This window comes from Micromonospora sp. NPDC047527 (assembly GCF_040643015.1).
Classification (GTDB): Bacteria; Actinomycetota; Actinomycetes; order Mycobacteriales; family Micromonosporaceae; genus Micromonospora.
In genome coordinates this window covers 430,554-451,217 of sequence record NZ_JBEYTK010000002.1, presented here as the reverse complement: position 1 = coordinate 451,217, position 20,664 = coordinate 430,554, and the positions used below count along the sequence as shown (strand labels likewise).

General features: G+C 70.8%; 16 protein-coding genes and 1 pseudogene. 7 read left to right on the top strand and 10 right to left on the bottom strand.

Annotated elements, in window-relative coordinates:
• Positions 1–21: 21 nt before the first annotated feature.
• The 5 genes and pseudogenes from ABZ808_RS10965 to ABZ808_RS10945 form a co-directional block, all read left to right on the top strand.
• On the top strand, positions 22–225 hold the full coding sequence (locus tag ABZ808_RS10965; protein WP_357003670.1) for a hypothetical protein: 204 nt from the start codon (positions 22–24) through the stop codon (positions 223–225).
• Between the two features lie 5 nt (positions 226–230).
• Positions 231–674 (top strand): TadE family protein, encoded by a 444-nt coding sequence (locus ABZ808_RS10960; protein WP_357003668.1) that lies wholly within the window; start codon positions 231–233, stop codon positions 672–674.
• Positions 671–1,138, top strand: coding sequence for a TadE/TadG family type IV pilus assembly protein (locus tag ABZ808_RS10955; protein ID WP_357003665.1), 468 nt, complete (start codon positions 671–673; stop codon positions 1,136–1,138). Before ABZ808_RS10960 ends, ABZ808_RS10955 begins: the two co-directional genes overlap by 4 nt.
• Entirely contained in the window at positions 1,135–1,578 is a 444-nt protein-coding gene (locus ABZ808_RS10950; protein ID WP_357003662.1) for a pilus assembly protein TadG-related protein, read from the top strand. The genes ABZ808_RS10955 and ABZ808_RS10950 overlap by 4 nt, the downstream gene beginning before the upstream one ends.
• 14 nt (positions 1,579–1,592) lie before the next feature.
• Positions 1,593–2,681, top strand: a pseudogene (locus ABZ808_RS10945) (LysM domain-containing protein); the annotation flags it as partial.
• 563 nt (positions 2,682–3,244) lie between these two features.
• Here ABZ808_RS10945 and ABZ808_RS10940 read toward each other — a convergent pair.
• A complete protein-coding gene (locus ABZ808_RS10940; RefSeq protein ID WP_357003659.1) occupies positions 3,245–4,099 on the bottom strand; it encodes a DUF2231 domain-containing protein in 855 nt (284 codons plus the stop codon).
• A gap of 189 nt (positions 4,100–4,288) precedes the next feature.
• Here ABZ808_RS10940 and ABZ808_RS10935 point away from each other — a divergent pair, with 189 nt between their 5' ends.
• The gene (locus tag ABZ808_RS10935; RefSeq protein ID WP_357003656.1) at positions 4,289–5,053 is read left to right on the top strand and encodes a crotonase/enoyl-CoA hydratase family protein; all 765 of its coding nucleotides are present in this window, start codon (positions 4,289–4,291) and stop codon (positions 5,051–5,053) included.
• Positions 5,054–5,138: 85 nt separating this feature from the next.
• On the opposite strand, the gene ABZ808_RS10930 is transcribed toward ABZ808_RS10935, so the two are convergent.
• From ABZ808_RS10930 to ABZ808_RS10900, 7 genes are all read right to left on the bottom strand, one after another.
• A complete protein-coding gene (locus tag ABZ808_RS10930; protein ID WP_357003654.1) occupies positions 5,139–8,831 on the bottom strand; it encodes a discoidin domain-containing protein in 3,693 nt (1,230 codons plus the stop codon).
• A 157-nt stretch (positions 8,832–8,988) separates the two neighbouring features.
• Complete coding sequence (locus ABZ808_RS10925) at positions 8,989–10,605, bottom strand: glycoside hydrolase family 13 protein (protein WP_357003652.1); 1,617 nt, start codon at positions 10,603–10,605, stop codon at positions 8,989–8,991.
• Positions 10,606–10,754: 149 nt separating this feature from the next.
• Entirely contained in the window at positions 10,755–11,642 is an 888-nt protein-coding gene (locus tag ABZ808_RS10920) for a carbohydrate ABC transporter permease (protein WP_357003649.1), read from the bottom strand.
• Positions 11,643–11,656: 14 nt separating this feature from the next.
• The gene (locus ABZ808_RS10915; protein ID WP_357003646.1) at positions 11,657–12,613 is read right to left on the bottom strand and encodes a sugar ABC transporter permease; all 957 of its coding nucleotides are present in this window, start codon (positions 12,611–12,613) and stop codon (positions 11,657–11,659) included.
• A gap of 76 nt (positions 12,614–12,689) precedes the next feature.
• Positions 12,690–14,069, bottom strand: coding sequence for an extracellular solute-binding protein (locus tag ABZ808_RS10910; RefSeq protein WP_357003641.1), 1,380 nt, complete (start codon positions 14,067–14,069; stop codon positions 12,690–12,692).
• Between the two features lie 399 nt (positions 14,070–14,468).
• Positions 14,469–15,473, bottom strand: coding sequence for a LacI family DNA-binding transcriptional regulator (locus ABZ808_RS10905; protein WP_357003638.1), 1,005 nt, complete (start codon positions 15,471–15,473; stop codon positions 14,469–14,471).
• 254 nt (positions 15,474–15,727) lie between these two features.
• Positions 15,728–17,203 carry an FAD-dependent oxidoreductase gene (locus tag ABZ808_RS10900; protein ID WP_357003635.1) on the bottom strand — a complete coding sequence of 492 codons (1,476 nt, stop codon included), beginning with the start codon at positions 17,201–17,203 and terminating at the stop codon, positions 15,728–15,730.
• A gap of 90 nt (positions 17,204–17,293) precedes the next feature.
• Between ABZ808_RS10900 and ABZ808_RS10895 the strand changes: the two genes are divergently transcribed.
• A complete protein-coding gene (locus ABZ808_RS10895) occupies positions 17,294–18,370 on the top strand; it encodes a serine hydrolase domain-containing protein (RefSeq protein ID WP_357003632.1) in 1,077 nt (358 codons plus the stop codon).
• A gap of 11 nt (positions 18,371–18,381) precedes the next feature.
• Here the strand turns inward: ABZ808_RS10895 and ABZ808_RS10890 are convergent, their stop codons facing one another.
• Together ABZ808_RS10890 and ABZ808_RS10885 are read right to left on the bottom strand one after the other, a co-directional pair.
• Complete coding sequence (locus ABZ808_RS10890; protein WP_357003629.1) at positions 18,382–19,707, bottom strand: deoxyribodipyrimidine photo-lyase; 1,326 nt, start codon at positions 19,705–19,707, stop codon at positions 18,382–18,384.
• Positions 19,704–20,627, bottom strand: a complete 924-nt coding sequence (locus ABZ808_RS10885; RefSeq protein ID WP_357003626.1) for a phytoene/squalene synthase family protein — start codon at positions 20,625–20,627, stop codon at positions 19,704–19,706. The genes ABZ808_RS10890 and ABZ808_RS10885 overlap by 4 nt, the downstream gene beginning before the upstream one ends.
• Positions 20,628–20,664: the final 37 nt, after the last annotated feature.

The following is a 20,664-nucleotide window of genomic DNA, read 5'->3' as shown; positions in this document are numbered from 1 at the left end:
GACCCCCAGAAGGAGTACGCCATGTCCATCGTCAGCTACCTGCACGTCGTGGTGACGACGCGCCTTGCCGAGCTGCGCCGCGACGGCGAGCGCGGTGACAGCCCGGTGCCGACCGCAGTGATCATCTTTGGTCTGGTTTTCATCGCGACGGTCGTCACCGGCCTGGCCCTGGCGAGGGCCAACGACTGGATGAACGCCATCCCGACAAACAGGAACCCGCAGTAACCAGCATGCGCCGAGCCGCGTTCCCGCGCTGGCGCCGGACGGTCGACACCGTCCGGCGCCGGCTCGCGGCCGGCGACCGGGAGCGTGGTGCCAACCCGGTGGAGTTGGCCGTGATGATGCCGCTGATCCTGCTGCTGCTCTTCGCGTCGATCCAGGTCGCGGCCGTCTTCCTGGCCCGCTCCACGGCGTTGAACGCCGCGCAGAGCGGGGTCAACGCCGAGCGGCTGTACGACGCGTCCGACGGTGCCGGGGCTGCCAGCGCCACCCGGTTCCTCACCGCCAACGGCGGCTGGCTGGTGGGCTGGAACAGGACCGGTCCGAGTTGTGTGGCCACCGAGGTCGACGTGACCTGCACGGTGCGCGGCCGGTCCCTGTCGGTGGTGCCGGGCGTGGACTTCGCGGTGCAGCAGACCGCCCACGGGACAGTGGAGCGGGTGACCACGCCGTGAAGCGTTCCGCCGAGCGCGGCTCGGTCTCCATCGAGGTGGCGGTGCTCGCGCCCGCGTTCATCGCGCTGATGGTGCTGGCCGGCGTGGCCGGGCGCAGCGCGGTGGCCGCCGAGGCGATCGACACCGCCGCGCACGACGCGGCCCGTGCCGCCTCGATCTCCCGGAACGCCAGCACCGCCCGTGCCGAGGCCCGTGACGCGGTCCGCCAACAGTTGGACTGGCGAGGGCTGGCCTGCACCGGCACCCCGACGCTGACGTTCACCGGCTCGGTGGCGGGCAGGGCCACCAGCTTCGACGACGCCTTCCGCAGCCCCGTCGGGCAGGACGCCACGGTCACCGTCCGGGTCGCCTGCCGGGTGTCCTTCCGGGACCTGCGGCTCGCCGCGCTGCCCGGCATGCCGACCGACAACCGCATCGAGGCGAGCTTCACCTCCCCCCTGGACCGCTACCGGAGCCGACGATGAACGCTCCGACAGCCGTACGCCCGCCGATGGACGACCACGGCCGGGTGAGCATCTTCCTGGCGGTGGCGATGGTCGGCGTACTGGCCATCATCGGGCTCTCCTTCGACGGCGCCGGGCAGTTGCGCACCCTGCAACGCGCCGACAACCTGGCCGCCGAGGCGGCCCGCGCGGGCGGGCAGGCCATCGACCGGGCAACCGCGATCGAGGGCGGGCCGAAGCGGATCGACGAGCCGCAGGCCCGCGTCGCGGTCGCCAACTACCTCTCCGCCGCCGGCACCAACGGCCACACCGTGAGCTTCCCGCGAATCGCCGGGGAGACCGTCGTCCAGGTACGCGTCACGATCACCTACCGCCGCTCGATGCTCGGCCTGTTCGGCTTCGCCGACCGGGTCACCGTCACCGGCGAGGCGACCGCGCGGGCCATCACCGCAGGACCGTAGGAAGGAAGGCTGCCATGTCCGCATCGGATCGGTCCGTGGTACGGCGGACCGGACGCATCCTCACCGGCGTCGGCGCGCTGGTCGTACTCTGCGCTCTGGTGGTCGGCGCACCGATCGCGCTGCTCGCCTTCGCCGGCAACCCCCTGCCCGACCACCTGCCCACCCTCACCGAGGTGGGCACCGCGCTGACCAGCCGGGACGATGGTCAACTCTTCCTGCGGGCGCTGGCGCTGGCCGGTTGGTTCGGCTGGGCCACGTTCACCTTCTCCGTCCTTGTCGAGCTGGGCGCGCAGACCCTGCGCCGGCCGGCGCCGAAGCTGCCCGGGATGAGCCGCCAGCAGAAGGCCGCCGCCGCGCTGGTCGGTTCGGTAGCGCTGATCCTCGCGGCCAGCCCGGCCGCCGCCAGCGCCGCGGCGGTCTACGCCGGCCCGGCGTACGCCGGCTCAGCCAGCTCATTTGCCTCGGCCGCCTCCCCGCCCGCGACGACCGGCAGCGGCACCCTCACGGTCGCCGGCAGCAGCTCTCTCACAACCGCCGGCAGCGGCCCTGTCGCGGTCGCCGGAGGCGGCCAGGTCGGGGCGGCTGGCAACGGGCCGCTCGGGCTCACCGGGACCGGCGGGGCGGGTGCGGACGCGGGTGACCAGGCGGAGCCGGTGTACCGGGTGGCGCGAGGCGACTACCTCGGCGAGGTGGCGGAGCGATACCTCGACGAGTTCGCCGACTATCGGCAGCTGGCAGCGCTGAACCGGCTCGACGACCCGGACCGCATCCGCCCCGGCCAGTTGCTCCGACTTCCCACCGAGGCCGCCGACCAGGGCGCTCGGCGGCACGCCACCGGGAAACTCGTCGGCCAACCTGCCGCACCCAAGCCGCCGGCACCGCGACCGGCGCCCGAGCGGACCGCACCGGAACGGGCGGAGACGGCACCCCGCAGCGGTACGGAGTCGAAGGGCCAGGCACCCACGATGACCGTCGGCGCGGCCGGGGCCGGTGCCACCGACCGGGTGAACCGACCGCTGGCGGTGTCCGCCGTGCTGGCCGTCGCGAGCATCGTCGGCGCCCAGATCGGCGCGGTGCTCGGGCTGCGACGCCGCCCGGCCACCGCCGGTGCGGTTCCCAGGCTGGCCGCGGCCACCCGCGCACCACGACGCGGCGCGGCCCGCAGCGGCGCAGCCAGCAGCAGCGCGGGCCGCGGCAGCGGTACGGCCCGCAGCGGCGGCGCCGCGCTGGCCGCCAGTCGCGCGAGAGCGGCCATCGGGGCCACCGCACCGCCGCCACAGGGCACGGTGCCCGCCCCGGCAGCGGGCTGGCCCGGCGGCGGTACGGCTCCTGCCGGCGGTGGCGGCACTGCCGGTGGCGGTGGCGGTGGCGGTGGTGGCGGCACTGCCGGTGGTGGCGATGGCGGCTTGGACTTCCTGCCGGACGTGCACTCACCTGGTCGACACCGACGCGGCTGAAACGGCGCTGCCCTCGCGCCGTGGGCGCGGTAGGACATGCGGCGACTGACCACCGACTCGACAGCTGGGGGCAGGCGGTCCGGAGAGCGTGATGTCACTGGGACATCAATATGTCTCAGCGACATCACGCTCAATAGGGATACCCACCCCGGCACGGCCAGCGGCACCCAACGCCGGGCACCCCGCCTTGCGGGCGGTCCGATATCCGGTCAGGGCAGGCGGGTCTGGAGTACGCCGTTCTGGATCCGCGTGGGAAGGATCTGCTGGTCGCTACCGGACGGTCCCTGCACGACCTCGCCGCCGTTGAGCCGGAACGCGCTGCCGTGCCACGGGCATACCACGCACGCGTGGCCGTCGATCTCCTGCACCTCGCCCTCACCGAGCGGCCCGCTCTGGTGCGGGCAACGCTCCAGCATCACGGTGACCTCATCACCGTGGCGGTAGAGGATCACCGAGATGTCGTCGTCCACCTCGCGGGTGATCAGCGTGCGCTGCGGCAGAGTCGCCATGTCGACCAGCGAGTGCCAGCCGTCGGTCATCCGGTGCAGCTCGGACACGCTCTGGTTGACCTGGGCGCCCTGCTTGTACGCCAGGTGGCCGCCGATGTAAGCCCCGAGGCTCACGGCGGAGAGCCCGAGGAAGCCGAGGGCCTTGCCCACGCCGTTCCGCCCGGAGAGCCGCGCCGCCAACGAGCCGGCGTAGAGGCCGACGCCGACGGTGTTCGCGGCGGCGTGCACCAGGCCGACGCGACGCTGGTCCCGGGAGAGCGCCGCCCAGTCGTTCAGCCCGGCGATCGCCGCGGGCAGCGCGCTGACAGTGCCCAGACCGACCAGCACGGTGGCCGGACGGCGTTGCCCCGGCATCAGGTCCAGCACGGCGGCGCTGATCCACGCGCCCACCGGCACCTGCACCATCGCCGGGTGCAGCGGATGCCCCAGCGGCACACCGTGCAGCAGGTCCCGCAGACGCCGCGGACGCAGCGTGCTGAGGACCACCCGTTGCAACCGGTCGCCCGTCCGGTCCAGCCCGGCTGCCTGCTCAACTCTCGTCAGAAGTGCTCGCACCCGTACCGACTTCCCGGCGATGGCGGTCGCAAACCGGTCGACAGTGACAATCCCCCACCCAGGCCCTCGCCGATCTTGCAGTTGCTGCCCCGGCAATCCGGGCACCCCGGACAGAACGACGACCAGAACTGCAAGATCGGCGAGGGTTGGGGGTGGGGCCGCGCGGGGCGGGGCGGGGATGCTGGGTTGATGGGTGTGCGGGTGGAGCGTTCGGGGCCGGTGACGACCGTGGTGCTGGACCGGCCGGAGGCCCGCAACGCGGTGGACGGGCCGACCGCGCGGGCCCTCGCGGACGCCTTTCGGGCCTTCGACGCCGACCCGGACGCGGCGGTGGCCGTGCTCTGGGGATCGGGCGGCACGTTCTGCGCCGGTGCCGACCTCAAGGCGATCGGCACGCCGAGCGGCAACCGGGTCGAGCCCGAGGGTGACGGTCCGATGGGTCCGACCCGGATGGTGCTGGGCAAGCCGGTGATCGCGGCGATCTCCGGGTACGCGGTGGCCGGCGGGCTGGAGCTGGCGCTCTGGTGTGACCTGCGGGTCGCCGAGTCCGACGCCACGCTCGGGGTGTTCTGCCGCCGCTGGGGAGTGCCGCTGATCGACGGTGGCACGGTCCGGCTGCCCCGGCTGATCGGTGAGAGTCGTGCCCTGGACCTGATCCTCACCGGCCGGGCGGTGCCGGCGGACGAGGCGTACACGATGGGGTTGGTCAACCGGTTGGTGCCGCCGGGCCAGGCACGGGCGGCGGCCGAGGAGTTGGCGGCCGAGATCGCCCGGCACCCGCAGACCTGCCTGCGCAACGACCGTGCGGCGGTGCTGGCCGGCGCGGGTCGGCCTGAGGCGGAGGCTCTGGCGACGGAGTTGGCGTACGGGATGGAGTCGCTGGCCACCGACGCGGCGGCGGGCGTGGCCCGGTTCGCCGCCGGTGCCGGCCGGCACGGCGCCGCTCCGGACTGACGACGGACCGGGCGGTGCGGCCACCGCTTGTCGAGTGGCCACACCGCCCGGAGAACCGGCCGCCGCTGAGGGCGACCGGGGTGGGTCAGTTGCGGTTGATGGTGAACGTCGAGGTGGGGTTCTGGATGTCCACCGCGTTGTTGCTCAGCCGCAGGTTGTTGAAGGTGACCGACCCGACGGCCGGACCCTGCCCGGCCTCCGGCATCGGGTTGGCCCAGATCGCGAAGCCGGACTTCGCGTCGTAGGCGTCACCGCTCTTGCGGGCTCCACTGATCGAGACGTTGGTGAAGATCGTGTCGGTGATCGGGAACTGCGGCTGCCCGCCGACGTAGTTGGTCTGGAACATGATGCCGCTGTAGGTCGGGTCGACGATGTCCACGTCGCTGACCCGGATGCCCTGGAACACCTTCGAGGCGGAGAAGACCCAGATCGCCGGGAAGGTCTGCCCGCCCCAGAAGTGCCCACCGGCCCGGACGATCGAGATGTTCTCGAACCAGGTCGGCGGGCTGGCGCCGAAGCCGTTCATCGGGTAGCCGAAGTCGAGCGAGCTGATGGTGATGCCGGAGTAGACAAGCGTGTCCGCGATGTAGATGTTGCGGAACGTGTTGCCGTAGCCGCCGTAGACGGCGACACCGGCGGCCCGCCAGGTCAGCGTCGACGTCAGGTTCTCGTAGACGTTGTCCCGCATGTCCGCGCCACCCGCGTCGATGGCCGAGAACAGCGCGAAGCTGTCGTCGCCGGTGGCCCGTGCGTCGTTGTTGCTGACCAGGTTGTTGGTGCTCCCGTTGGTCATGTTGATGCCGTCGGCGAACATGTTCCGGATCCGGGAGTTCTTGATTGTCATGTAGTCGGTGTTGGCGCCCCAGTAGAGGCAGACCATGTGCTCGTTCCAGATGTTGTCGATCACGATGTTCGACACGTTGGCGAAGTCGAACACCTTGCCCGGGCCGTCGATCCGCGAGGTGTAGTTGCCGAAGTACGCGAAGTTCTTGAACGACGATCCGGCCGCCGAGTTCTCGGCCCGGAAGCCGATGTCGGTGTTGTCCTGGCCGGACGGGGCGTTGAACCGCGTGTACCAGGGGCCGGCGCCGGTCACCTGGACGGCCTTGCCGTACACCTGGAACTTCGACGAGGTGGAGTAGTTGCCGGCCGGCAGGTACACCCCGAGCAGGTTGCCGGTGGTGTCCATCCGCACCCGGTCCAGGGCGTTCTGCACGTCCTGGTGGGTGAAGCCGATCGGCGTGGCGTAGCGCGCCGGGTCCGGGTTCGCGATCGGTGCCACCTGCTCGGTGTTGATGAAGTCGATGGCGTACGTGGTGGTGTTGGCCGGGTCCTTCTGGAGGCGGATCCTGCTGCCCGCCGGGACGGTCGAGTTGAGCATGATGTTGGCTTCGTCGTAGATGTGCCGTGGGCCGCCCGCGCTCGGCGAGTTACCGGGGCTGGCCTCGTTGCCGTACAGCCAGGCGTAGCGGGACGTCAGGTCGATAGCCTTGTGGAACGTGCCGTCGACGTAGACGTTCAGCGTGGAGTTGATCCCGCCGCCGCCCGGCGCGTCCGGGATGGAGAAGCGGGTGACAAGCGTGTTGGTGCTGGCCCGGGTGGTCCACTCGACGTAGCTGCCGGTCGAGTTGAGGGTCACCGCACGCCGGCCGGACGCCTCGCCGGCCACGTCGCCGACGGTCCGGTTCGGGCCGACGACAGCAGCGCCGCCGCCGACCACGCCGTCCTCGGCCTCGTACATGTCGTACGGCATGTTGGCGCCGCGACCGACGAACAGCGGGCGGTCACTGGTGTTGTTGGCCTGCTTGACCGGCAGTTCGTTGCCGTCGGCGGCGAGCACCACCCGGACGGTGTACTTGCCGTTCGCGGCGGTCCAGGTGCCCAGGTTGACCGGGCCGACGGTGGCCCCGGCGTTGATCACTCCGGAGTACGAGCCGGTCAGGGTGCGGACGGCGGTGCCGGACTCGTTGAGCACGGTGAGGGTGATGCCGTGCGCCCCGGACGCGGATGCCACGCTGCCGGCGTTGCGCACCGACACCGAGAAGGTGACCGTGTTGCCGGCCGCCGGGTTGCCCGGTGACCAGGCGACCGCCGAGGCGACCAGGTCGGAGCTGGCGACCGGGCTGACCACCAGTGGGCTGGGGTTGGTGTAGCTGTTGTTGGTGTCGTCCTGCTCGACGACGGTGTTGCTCTCGTCGACCTTCGCGCTGAGCGGATAGCTGCCCGCGTCACGGGTGCCGATGTTCGCGCTGACCGTCGTCGACGCGCCGGCCGCGAGACCGCCGACGGACGCGGTGCCGACCCGGGTCGCACCCAGGTAGAAGTTAACGTTTGTGGCGCCGGAGGCCGCCGAGCCGGCGTTGCGCACGGTGGCCGACAGGGTGACCGCACTCGTCTCGACCGGCGCGGACGGGCTGAACGACATGCCGGTGACGGTCAGGTCCGGGTTCGGTGCCGGGGTGCCGATGACCTGGATTTCGGCCACCTGCCCGGCCGGGGCGCCGGTGTTCGAGGCGATCGAGAGCCGTACGTCCGCCGCCGCGCCCGACACCGGGATGGTCACCGTGTTGCCGGTGCCCGGGTTGAACGTGTAGTTCGCCGCGCCGACCAGCGTGGTGAACGTCGACGAGCCCTGGTCCCGGCCGAGCACTGTGACGTTCTGGGTACGCGTACCCCAGGCCGAATCCGGGTTGAGCTTCAGCACGACCTGGCTGAGGCTGGCGTTCGCGCCGAGTTGCACGGTCAGCGTGCTCGGGTTGCCGTTGCCCTCCCAGTAGGTCGCCACGTTGTTGTCGTTGGCGTTGGTGGCCACGTACGTGTGCACGTACCCGGAGGCGGTGATCGGTTTGCCGACCGCCAGGTTGGTGCCGACCGGCGGGTTGCCGGTGCCGGTCCGGGTCACGGTGTTGCTGTTCGCCGATTGGTTGCCGGCCGCGTCCCTGGCCCGCACGTAGTACGAGACGGTGGCGCTGTCCGGCTGGCTGTCGGTGTACGTCAGCGTCGAACCGTTGACGCTGCCGCGCAGCGCGCCGCCTGCGTAGATGTCGTACCCGGTCACTCCGACGTTGTCGGTGGACCCGGACCAGGTGAGCCGGATCTGACCGCTGGCCGGCTGGGTGTACGCCAGGTTGCCGGGGACGCTGGGCGCCTGGGTGTCGGGGCTGCCGGCGGCGCCGTACACCTCGACCTCAGAGAACTGCGCGGCCGGCCAACCGGTGTTGGCGGTGACCTGCACCCGCACGTAGCGGGTGCTCGCGGCGGTGAAGCTGACGGTCGCGGTGTTGCCGGTGGCCGGGTTGAACGTGTAGCCGGCGGACGCGTTCAGGGTGGTGAACGACGAGCCGTTGGTGGAGCCGAGCACCGACAACGTCTGGGTACGGGTCTGCCAGGCCGACGACGGGGGCAGTTTGAGCACCACCCGGTCGACGCTGACGGTGGCGCCGAGGTCGGCCTGGATCCACTGCGGGAACGCGTTGTTGGCGCTCTCCCAGTAGGTGTCCGCGTTGCCGTCGTTGGCGTTGCCCGCCACGTAGTTCTGGTTGTAGCTGCTGGCGGTCATGGTGGCGGAGAGCCCGGCGAGCAGGGCCGCGCGGGCGGCGGACGCGGACGCGTCGACGGCCGGTGCGGCGCTGGCCACGGGGGTGAGGGCCGGCGCGGTGGCGAGGAGAATTCCGGCGAGCGCACCGGCGAGCAGCCGCCGGTGGACGGGCCGCCGGGCCGAGCGGGGACCGGCCGCGCCGGTCGGTGGGGTACCTCGTCTGGTGCCGTTTCTGGACATGGGGTCGCTACACCTCTTTCGGGGGTGGGGTGAAGTGCGTTGCCCGATGACGGATGCTGGGTACGCCCGTTCCTCCTTCCTCTCTCGGTGCGCGAGGGCCGGTTGGGTGGTGCCGGCGGACTGGACGGGACCGCCGACGCCACCTCAGCCGGCCAGGTCAGCCCAAGGCGGCGCCGTCCGCCGCGTGCGGCCCGTCCGCCAGTTGGGGGGTACGCAGCCAGACGGCGGTGTCCGACGGCAGCAGACCGTCGTCGAGTGGGCCGCTGGCCAGCAGCAACTCCCCGTCGGCGGGCAGCGGCACCGCCGTGTCGGAGAGGTTGACCAGGCAGCGGAAGCCACCGCCGCGGCTGAAGGCGAGCACACCGTCCGGGGCGGGCAACCAGCTCAACCCGCCGTCGCCGAGCGCCGGATCGGCCCGTCGGACGCGGATCGCCGTCCGGTACAGCTCCAGCATCGAGGTCGCGTCGCCGGTCTGCGCACGGGCCGTCCGGTCCTTCCAGTCGGCCGGCTGCGGCAGCCAGGGAGCGGCCGCGCCCTCCGGGCTGAACTCGAACGGCGGCTCGTCACCGGCCCAGGGCAGCGGCACCCGGCAGCCGTCCCGACCGGGGTCGACCCGGCCGGAGCGTTCCCACATCGGGTCCTGGCGCAGCGCGTACGGGATGTCCTCGACCTCCCAGAGACCCAGCTCCTCGCCCTGGTAGACGTAGGCCGCGCCGGGCAGTGACAGCGACAGCAGCGCGGCGGCCCGGGCCCGGCGGGTGCCCAACTCCAGGTCGGTGGGGATCCCCTCGCGCTTGGCGGCGAAGCTGAACGTGGTGTCCGCCCGGCCGTAGCGGGTGACGTGCCGGGTGACGTCGTGGTTGGAGAGCACCCAGGTGGCCGGCGCGCCGACCGGGGCGTGCGCGCTCAACGTCCCGTCGATGCTCTCGCGCAGGGCGGAGGCGTCCCAGGCGCAGCCGAGGAAGTCGAAGTTGAACGCCGCGTGCAACTCGTCGGGGCGCAGGTAGTTGGCGAACCGCTGCCGGTCCGGCAGCCACACCTCACCGATCAGCGCCCGCTCGCCGGGGTAGGAGTCGGCGACCCGCCGCCAGCCCCGGTAGACGTCGTGCACGCCGTCGAGGTCGTGGAACGGGTGCGGCTGGTCGGGCCGGACCTCGGGCAGCGTCCCGTCCTTGACCAGCAGCCCGGCCGAGTCGATCCGGATGCCGTCCACGCCCCGGTCGAACCAGAACCGCAGGATGTCCTCGAACTCGGCCCGCACCCGGGGGTGGTCCCAGTTGAAGTCCGGCTGCTGCGGAGCGAACAGGTGCAGGTACCAGTCGCCGGGGGTCCCGTCCGGGTTGGTGGTGCGGGTCCAGGTCGGGCCGCCGAACTCGCCGACCCAGTCGGTGGGCCGCTCGTCGCCGTTCGGGCCCCGGCCGGGGCGGAACCAGAACAGGTCCCGCTCGGGCGCTCCCGGGCCGCCGGCCAGCGCGGCCTGGAACCACGGGTGCGCGTCGGAGCAGTGGTTGGGCACCACGTCGACGATCGTCCGGATGCCGAGCTCGTGCGCCTCCGTGATGAGCGCCTCCACCTCGGCGAGGGAGCCGAAGACCGGGTCGATGTCGCGGTAGTCGGACACGTCGTAGCCGGCATCAGCCATCGGCGACGGATACCAGGGACTGAACCAGATCGCGTCGATGCCAAGTGCGGACAGGTGGTTCAGCCGGGACCGGATGCCGGCGATGTCGCCGATGCCGTCGCCGTTGCCGTCGGCGAAGCTACGTGGATACACCTGGTAGATAACCGCTCCACGCCACCACGGACTGCTGTCTGCTGTGGACACGAGCACCTGCTTTCTGCGTCAGTACGTCGACGGGTCGCCGACCTGAATATGTGTCGGGCGAACCACCGTTGTTCGCCGCGGGACGTAGCGGTGATTGGCTACCCCTTGATGCTGCCCGTGGTCAGGCCGGACATGATGTTCCGCTGGAAGATCAGGAAGACGATAACGGTCGGGATGGCGGCGATGACCGACGCGGCGATCACCACGTTCATGGGCGTACCGCCGGAGAAGGCGTAGATGCCCACGCTGACCGTCCGGGTCTCCGGCGACGGCATGACCAGCTTGGGCCAGAGGAAGTCCTTCCACACCGCCGTCACCGCGAAGATCGAGACCACGCCGAGAATGGGACGCGACAGCGGCAGGATGATCGACCAGAGCGTGCGCAGCGACGTCGCCCCGTCCATCAGCGCGGCCGCCATCAACTCCTCGGGAATCGAGTCGAAGAACCGTTTCAACAGGAAGATGTTGAATGCGTTCGCGACGAGGGGCAGCCAGATGGCGAACGGTGAGTCGAGCAGGTTGATGTGGACGATCGGCAGGTCGATCACGGTCACGTACTGCGGGACGATGAGCACCATCGCCGGAATCATCAGCGTCCCCAGCATCAGGGCGAGAATGACGTTGCCGAACATCGGTCGAAGCTTCGACAGCGAGTACGCGGCGGCGGTGTCGAAGACCAGTTGGAACAGCACCGCGCCGGCCGCGTAGTAGAAGGTGTTGAACAGCAGCTTGGCCAGGGCCAGGTTGTTCCACGCGTCGACGTAGTTCTGCGGCTGCGGGTCCTTCGGGAACAGCGATGGCGGGGTCTGCGCGATCTCCTGGCCGGATTTGAGCGCGCCGGTGACCATCCAGTAGAGCGGCCCGAGGAAGACGAGCGTGAAACCCGCGACGACGACCGTGAGCAGCGCCCAGTAGATGATCCTGCCGCGCCCCCGGGTGAGCTGGGCGTGTGAGATGAGGGTCCGGGTGCCGGAGTCCTGTGCCATGTCCTCGCCCCGTCCTAGTCCTGTTTCGCGCTCAGCCGCAGGTACACGGCGGAGAAGCCGGCCAGCACCACGAGCATGATCACGCCGAGCGCCGCAGCGCCGTTGAGGTCGTTCTGGAAGAAACCGTGCTGATAGATGAGGTACGCCACCGACGTCGCGGAATCCTCCGCGCCCGCGCCGTTGGCGAGGATCAGTGGCTCGATGAAGACCTGCATCGTGGCGACGATCTGGAGCATCGCCAGGAGCGCGAGGATCAGCCTGGTCTGCGGGATCGTCACGTGGCGGATCCGCTTCCAGATCCCGGCGCCGTCCAGCTCGGCAGCCTCGTACAGCTCACCGGGAATGTTCTGCAACGACGCCAGGTAGATCAGCACCGCGCCACCCATGTTCATCCAGGTCGAGGCGAGCACCATCGCCGGCATCGTCATCCCGGGCGACTGCATCCACTGCGACGTGGGCAGGTGCAGCGCCTTCAGGATCGCGTTGAACAGCCCCGCCTCGCTGGGGTCGTACGCGTAGAACTTGAAGAGGAACAGCGCCGAGGCCGGCGGCAGCATCACCGGCAGGTAGACCAGGATGCGCAGGTACCCCTTGGCGTGGCGGAACTCGTTGAGCAGGACCGCCACGAAGAACGGCACCACGTACCCGAGGACGAGCGCGAGGACCGTGAAGTAGAGCGTGTTCTTCCAGGCGGTCCAGAAACTCGGGTCGTCGATGATGCGGAAGTAGTTGTCCCAGCCGACCCAGGTCGTCTCACCGCGCCGGGTCCGCTGGAAGCTCATGACGATGCCGCGGATCATCGGGTACCAGGAGAAGACGACGAAGCAGAGCACGGCACCGATCAGGAACGCGTGACCGGTGAGGTTGTCCCGTACCTTGCGGCCGAGGCTCGTGCGCTGCGGCCCCGCCGAGTACGGCGACGTCGGGCGGCCCGGTTTCCTGGGGGTCTCCGGGACGGTGGTGATCGCCAAGGCAACTCCAAGTCAGTGACGCGGACGGTGCGGCGCGGGGTGTGGGGGCCGGTGCCACGGCCCCCACACCTGCCGATCAGCTCTCGGCGGCCAGGAGCTGGTTGACCTTGTCCTCGGCCGTCTTGAGCAGTGCGTCGATGTTCGAGTTCGGGTTCGTCAGCACCCCGGACATCGCGGCGTCGAGCACCGCGTAGATCGCCTGTGCGTTGCGCGGCTCACCCTTGATCGGGACCGGGGTCGCCTCGAAGAGCACGAAGTTCGCCGTGTCGACGTTCGCGTTGGCCTTACGCAGTTCGAGTTCCTGCTTCTGCGTCTCACTGCCGTTGGCGAAGAGCAGCGGCTGCGGCAGACCCACCGGGTAGTTCTGCGGCTTGGCCCGGACGTAGTCGAACTGGCCCTTGCCCGGGGTCAGCTTCTGGTACGCGATCCACTTCAGACCGGCCTTGACCTGCTCGGGGGTGAGGTCCTTCTTGAAGAAGTAGCCCTCGCCACCACCGAGCGTCCCCTTCGCGGCGCCGTCCTGGCCGGGCAGCGGGCTCATCGCCCAGTCCTGGAACTTGCCCTGGAACTGGCTGACGATCGCCTGGGTCGCGTCCGGCGCGCCGATGAACATGCCGACCTTGCCCGCGCCGGCGTTGGTCAGCAGGTCACCCCACTGCAGGAGCTGGCGGGCGCCCATGCTGTTGTCGCCGTACCGCATGTCCTTGAGGTTCTGCAGGACCTGCTTGCCCATGGCGTTGTTGAAGTCGGCCTTCTTGCCGTCCTCGGTGAGCACCTGGCCACCCTGGGAGTAGAGCAGCGAGGTGAAGTGCCAGCCGCCGGTGTTGCCGGCGCTGTACTCCGAGTAGCCGGCGATGCCGTTGCCCAGCGCGGAGATCTTCTTGGCGGCGGCCCGGACGTCGGCCCACGTCTTCGGCGGGTTGTTCACGTCGAGCCCGGCCTGCTGGAACAGGACCTTGTTGTAGACCAGGCCCATCGAGTAGTTCTTCACCGGTACGGCGTAGAGCTTGCCGCCGTCGGTGAAGACGCCCTTGAGCGCCGGGTCGACGCTGTCCCAAGTGGGGATGGTGTCCTTGTTGGCGTACGCGGAGATGTCCATCGCCTGGCCGGAGTCGAGCACCTGCTGGAGATCGGTCATGTACCCGTAGAACACGTCCGTCACGGTGCCGCCGGCGAGGCGGGCGGTGAAGTCCGGCGGGTTGTTGCACTGCTCGCCGACGCTCACGCTCTTGATGACGATGTCCGGGTTCTGCCGCTGGAACTCGGCGACATCGTCGTTCCAGTTCTTCAACAGCTCTTTCTGGGCACCGACCGGCTGGCAGTCGACCGTGATGGTGACCTTTCCGCCGGCGGTCGTGTCCTTGTCGTCGCTCTTCGTGGAGCACGCCGTGAGGCTGAGCCCCAGGCCGGCCACGAGCGCTAACGCGGCAGCCTTTCGGTATTGCGGTACGGACATCTGTCCATCCCTTCGGGAACGGGTGTCTCCGTGAACTTCGCTGATCTGCGGTGATGCGACCTGACGCCCAGTAACGGCGTCCGAGCCAGGTGTGAGTGAGGTCACTGTAGCGACGTCGACTCATCTCGGCAAGACGTCGACTTGCTTCTGAAAGGACACGACTTCTCAACGACAGATACAGACAGCAGCGCGCGGCACGCCGGTTCTGGGAGCTTTTGGAAGCGTTTGGACCATCGGTGTTCGGGCAGGCGCCGCCGGGGTTGCAGCGTCAACGAAAATGGCCGCCGACCGTCGGAAGCGGTCGACGGCCGAGCGTCGTCCAATGGGGACCAGACCGGCATAACCGGAGGTCGGGCTAATGATCGACGGCGCGGCCCGGCGCGGCGTGGGTGCGAGGGCTCAGCGGCGAGGGGCGGGTGCGGTGGAGCCCCGAACGACCAGCTCCGGCTCGAACAACAGCTCGTCCTGCAGGACGCCGACACCCTCGATCTGGGTGACCAGTAGGTCCACCGCGGCCTGCCCCATCGTCTCGATGGGCTGCCGCACCGTGGTCAACGGCGGGTCGGTGCAGGTCATGAACGCCGAGTCGTCGAAGCCCACCACGGAGATGTCCGTCGGCACCGAACGACCCAGCCGCCGGGCGGCACGGATGGTGCCCAGGGCCAGCACGTCGCTGGCGCAGATGATGCCTGTCACGCCCCGCTCGACCAGTTTGGTCGCGGCGACCCGCGCACCCTCCATCGAGAAGCTGGAACGCTCGACGCACTCCCGCTCGACGTCACCCCAGCTGGCGGCCTGGACCATCGCGTCCAGCTTGCGGCGCGACGGCACGTGCCCCTCCGGGCCGAGCACCATCCCGATCCGCTCGTGACCGAGCGACCGCAGATGCCCGTACGCCTGCTCGACCGCCACCGCGTCGTCGGTGGAGACCCGGGGGAAACCCAACTCGTCCACACCGGCGTTGACCAGCACCACCGGAAGGCCCCGATCGGTCAGTCGGCGGTAGTGGTCGTGCCGGGCGTCGGCAAGCGCGTACGAGCCACCGGCGAAGATCACCCCGGAGACCTGGTGGTCGAGAAGCATCTCCACGTAGTCCATCTCGGACACACCGCCGATGGTGCGGGCGCAGAGGGCCGGCGTGTAACCGCGCTGGGCGAGGGATCCGGTGACCACCTCGGCGAGCGCCGGGAAAATCGGGTTCTGCAACTCGGGCAGTACAAGCCCGACCAGCCGGGCACGCTCGCCGCGCAGCTTGGTCGGTCGCTCGTAGCCCAGCACGTCCAGTGCGGTCAGCACCGCCGTCCGGGTCGCCTCGGACACCCCGTCCCGGCCGTTGAGCACCCGGCTGACGGTGGCCTCGCTGACGCCCGCCTTCTTGGCAACTTCAGTCAACCGCTTGGTCACGGCCGCAATCGTACGTCACCAGAATGAAAGAAATGAACAGCAGAATCGCCAAAATTTGCTGGCTCGCTGCGGCATCTTGCCGCCCTGAGCACGATCGTCCGCGTGCCGTCGGCGCCGATTGGCGCTTCCTCGGGAGGCCGGGCCTGCAAGTGGGCCTGATGTCTCAGCGACATCAATATGTCGCTGAGACATCAGGCTCTTTCGGGCGGGCAGGCAGCGTCCCCTGGGGGCGACTGTCACGACTGCCGGCCGGGTCAGGACAGGTTGCGGAGGGCGTCCTCGATGGCGCGGTGGAAGGTCGGGTACGCGTAGATCATGTGCCGGAGCTGACTCAGCGGCACCGCCGCGTGCACTGCCACGACCAGCGCGGAGAGCACCTCGCCGCCGGCCGGGCCGACCGAGGTCGCGCCGACCAGCACACCCTCGTCGGCGTCCGCGATGAGCTTGATGAAGCCCTCGTCGCCGACCTGGTGGATCCAGCCCCGGGTGGAGCTGCCCAGCTTGGTGAAGCCGACCTGCACGTTGATGCCACGCTCGCGGGCCTGCCGCTCGGTCAGGCCGACCGCGCCGACCTCGGGGTCGGTGAAGGTCACCCGGGGCAGCGCACGGTAGTCGGCGCGCGGCACACTGCCGGCCGACCCGCTCGACCCGCTGGCGGCCAGCGAATTGGAGGCGCCCATCGCGCCGCCGACCACGCTGGCGGTCCCGCTGGCGTCCGGCCCGGCATTCGCCTGCCGAGCATGGGCCAGCACGTCGGCCACCACGATCCCCGCCTGGTACATGGCGATGTGCGTGAACGCGCCCTCGCCGGTCAGGTCACCGACCGCCCAGATGCCGTCGGTCACGTGCAGCCGGTCGTCCACCGGCAGGTAGCGCTTCGTGGAGTTCACACCGACCGTGTCCAACCCCAGCTCGTCCAGGTATGCCCGGCGGCCGGTCACCACCAGCAGTCGATCGGCGGTGAACTCCGCCGCGCCGACCCCGTGCAGCGTGAACCGGCTGCCGTCGTGCTCGACCCGCTCGGCGCGTACCCCGGTGTGGATGTCGACGCCATCGGCGCGCAGCGCCGCGGCGGCCACCTCGGACGCCTCCGGCTCCTCGACGGCCAGCACCCGGTCCAACGCCTCCACCACCGTGACCCGGACGCCGAAGCGGGCGAAGACCTGGGCCAACTCCAAGCCGATCGCGCCGCCGCCGAGCACCAGCATCGACTCGGGTAGCTGCTCGACCTCGATCGCCTGGTGGTTCGTCCAGTACGGGGTGTCGGCCAGCCCGTCGATCGGCGGCACCGAGGGTCGGGTGCCGGTGCCCAGCACGACGCCGTACCGAGCCTGGAACACCTGGTCACCGACCCGGACGCGGCCCGGCCCGTCGAGGCGGCCACTGCCCCGGACGAACCGGCCGCCCTTGCCGGTGAACCGCTCGACCGCGACCCGGTCGTCCCAGCTGTCGGTGGCCTCCTCGCGGATCCGCTTCGCCACCGGCGCCCAGTCCGGCTGGACCTGCGCCGTCCCGGCCAGCCCGTCGACCCGGCGCGCCTCGGCCAGCGCGTTGGCCGCCCTGATCATCATCTTGCTCGGGATGCAGCCCCAGTACGGGCACTCGCCACCGACCAGATCCCGTTCGATCCCGACGACGCTGAGCCCGGCCTCAGCGAGCCGCCCGGCCACCTCCTCGCCGCCGACCCCGAGCCCGACCACGACCACATCCACCAGCTCCGGCTCTGCCACTCCGACAGCATCCCCCAGCGGCCCCACCCCGACCACCGGGGTGCGAAAAAGTCGGCGTGCTCGTCGGGCCGCGCCGCCTACGGTGGCCTGATGCACGCACGCTTCGCTCCGGTCCGGGACTGCTTCCACGACCTGTTCACCAGCGGTCGGGAAACCGGCGCCAGTCTGGCCATCTGGTACGACGGTCAGCCGGTGGTCGACCTGGTCGGCGGGTCGCGGACCACCGACGTGCCCGGCGGTGAGCCGTGGCGGCCGGACACGCTGGTGAACGTCTACTCGGTGGGCAAGCCCGTCGCGGCACTCTGCCTGTTGATGCTTGTCGACCAGGGGCGGGTCGATCTCGACGCGCCGGTGGCGCGGCACTGGCCGGAGTTCCGTGCCCCGGCGACCGTGCGCCAGGTGTTGTCGCACACCGCCGGGCTGCCGGCCTTCCCGGTGCCCCGGCCGGCCGCAGCGATCACCGACTGGGCGCTGCTCGCCGGCGACCTGGCCGCCGGCGACCCCGAGTGGCCGCCGGGCTCGATGGCCGGTGAACACGCCTGGACGTACGGGCACCTGGTCGGCGAGCTGGTCCGCCGGGTGGACGGCCGGTCGGTGGGCCGGTTCCTGGCCGAGGAGATCGCCGGCCCGTGGCGGCTCGACCTCGCCTTCGGGCTGGCCGCGGCCGATCAGCGGCGCTGCGCGGACCTGCGCTACGGCGACCCCCAGTGGCCGACCCGGGCGCTCGGCGAACCGGGCTCGTTGCGGGCGCGGGCGATGGGCAACCCGGCCGGCGGGCTCGACCTCGCCGTGCTGAACAGCCCGCTCTGGCGGGGCGCCGAGATGCCGGCGGTCAACCTGCACGCCACCGCCGCGGGCCTGGCCCGGCTCTACGCCGGTCTGCTGGCCGGCGGTGTCCTGGACGACGTCCGCCTGGTCAGCCCCGAACTGGTGGCGGAGGCGACCCGGGTCCAGTACGACGGGCCGGACCTGGTGCTCGACCGGGTCGCCCGGTGGACGCTCGGCATGCAGTGGGAGCCGGACGGCAGCTGGGGCATGGGCGGCATCGGCGGCAGCAGCGCGTGGGCCGACCCGGGCCGGGGTTACACCTTCGCGTACGCCACCGCCCGGCTGGCCGAGCACGATCGGGTCGACGAGTTGGCCGAAGCCCTGCACTCCTGCCTCTGACCGGAGGGCTCTCAGCGCAGCCAGACCGGATCGGTGCCGGGCACGGCGAGCGGCGGTGGATAGTCGAGCGTCTGGCGGAGCGCCCCGGGCAGTCGCCACGGTTGGTGCACCGCCTTACCCCGCACCGCCGCCAACTCCGGCACCCAGCGGCGTACGTAGTCACCGCTCGGGTCGTACCGCTCGGCCTGCCGGACGGGGTTGAACCCCCGGTACGGCTTGGTGTCGTTGCCGGTGCCGGCGACCCACTGCCAGTTGCCCGAGTTGTTCGCCACGTCCCCGTCCAGCAGCCAGCGGAAGAACACCGCGACCCCGGCCCGCCAGTCCTGCCCGAGGTGCTTGGTCAGGTAGCCGGCGGTGATCAGTCGCGCCCGATTGTGCATCCAGCCCTGCGCCCGCATCTGCCGCATCCCGGCGTCCACGATCGGCATTCCGGTCCGACCCTCGGCCCAGGCCGTCAGCGCGTCGCCGTCGGAGCGCCACCGCTCGGCGGCTCCGCGTCGGTACGCGGCCGTCGAGATCTCCGGAAAGGCGGCGGTGACCTGGTAGTAGAAGTCCCGCCAGCAGAGCTGCCGGACGAACGGCGCGGACCGGTCGCCAGCGCGGTTGGCGACCGCCAGCGGAGACACGCAGCCAAAGCGCAGGTACGGGCTGAGTCGGGAGGTGTCGTCGCCGGCCATGTCGTCGTGCTGGTCGCCGTACCGGCCCAGGTCGGGCAGCCAGTCGGTGAGCCGTTGTCGGGCGGCCCGCTCGCCGCCGACCACCGGGTCCGGTGAGTCCCCGGCCGGCGGTGTCGGCAGTTGGCCCACGCGCACCCCGTCGGGCAGGGCGATCCGGAGCGGCGCGGCCAGATCCTCGCGCCACCGGGTGGCCGCCCAGACCCGGTGGTACGGGCTGAACACCCGGTAGTGGTCGCCACCGCCACCGGGGCGCAGGGCCCCCGGCTCGACCACGGTCAGCCCTGGAAAGAGGCGCAGGTGCAGCCGGTGCCGTTCACACTCGGCGCGCAGCCGCCGCTCCCGGTGACGCGCGTGACGGCTCACGTCGGCGGAGAGCGCGACGGCTGTGGCACCGACCTCGTCAGCCAGCCGGATCGTCTCGGCCACCGGGTCGCCGCGCCGCACCACCAGGTCACCGCCGCGCTCGCGCAGCGCGTCGCGCAGGTCGGCGAGAGCCTGGTGCAGGAACCGGGTGCGGTTGGCCGACAGCCCGGCCAACGCCGGGTCGAGCACGTACAGCGGCACTACCCGGTCGAACGCCGCGCAGGTGGTCGCCAGCGCCGGGTTGTCGTGCACCCGCAGGTCGCGGGTGAGGAGCACGATCGCGGCGCCAGCGGTCACCGGTCGGCCGGCTGGACCGTCGGCCCGGGAACCGTGACGGGGGTACCGGTCGAGGTGAGCAGGGCGCGGGCAGCCACCGCCATCCGTCGCCGCTGCGGCACCAGGGCCCGTCGGGCGAAGACGTCGTAGCCCTGCGCGGCCACCTCGTCGAGGATGCCGCCGTAGAGCGCGTACGCGGTGCGCATGCAGGCCTGTGAGGCCGGCGCGAGCATGGTGATGCCCGGAGCGGCGGCCGCGTAGTGCGCCTGGGCGCGGGTCACCTCGTACTCGATCAGCTCTCTGGTCCGGGACGTGCCGCGCCCCCGGGCGCGGGCCTCGAGCAGGTCGTCGCGGGTGACGCCGAACTTCGCCAGGTCCTCGTCCGGCAGGTACGTGCGGCCCCGGTCGAGGTCCTCGGCGACGTCCCGGATGAAGTTGGTGAGCTGGAAGGCGAAGCCGAGCTGCCGGGCGGGCTCACGGGCGGCTGCCGGGTCGGAACTGCCCAGGATCGGCAGCATCATGGTGCCGATGACGGCCGCCGAGCCCTCCATGTAGTCGAGCAGGTGGTCGTACGTCGGGTACGCGGTGACGGTCAGGTCCATCGCCATGCTCTTGAGAAACGACGCAAAGTCGTCCCGGTCGAGGTCGAAGATGGCGATCGTGTGCAGCACGGCCGGCAGCAACGGGTCGTCGACCGGCGCGCCGTGCAGGCCGGCGACGAACTGCCTGGCCCAGTCGTCGAGCAGGGCGGCCCGCTCCGCCGGTGGAAGGTCCTCGGTGCGGTCGACGATCTCGTCGGCGTACCGGGTGAAGCCGTAGAGCGCGTGCACGTGTCGCCGTTTCCAGGCGGGCAACAGTCTGGTGGCGAGATAGTAGGTGCGGCCGTGACGTTTGTGCAGCTCACGGCATCGGTCATAGGCAGCGGTGAGATCCGTGTCCACCGGACCCTCCTCAATTATCGACGCACCAATCGACGCA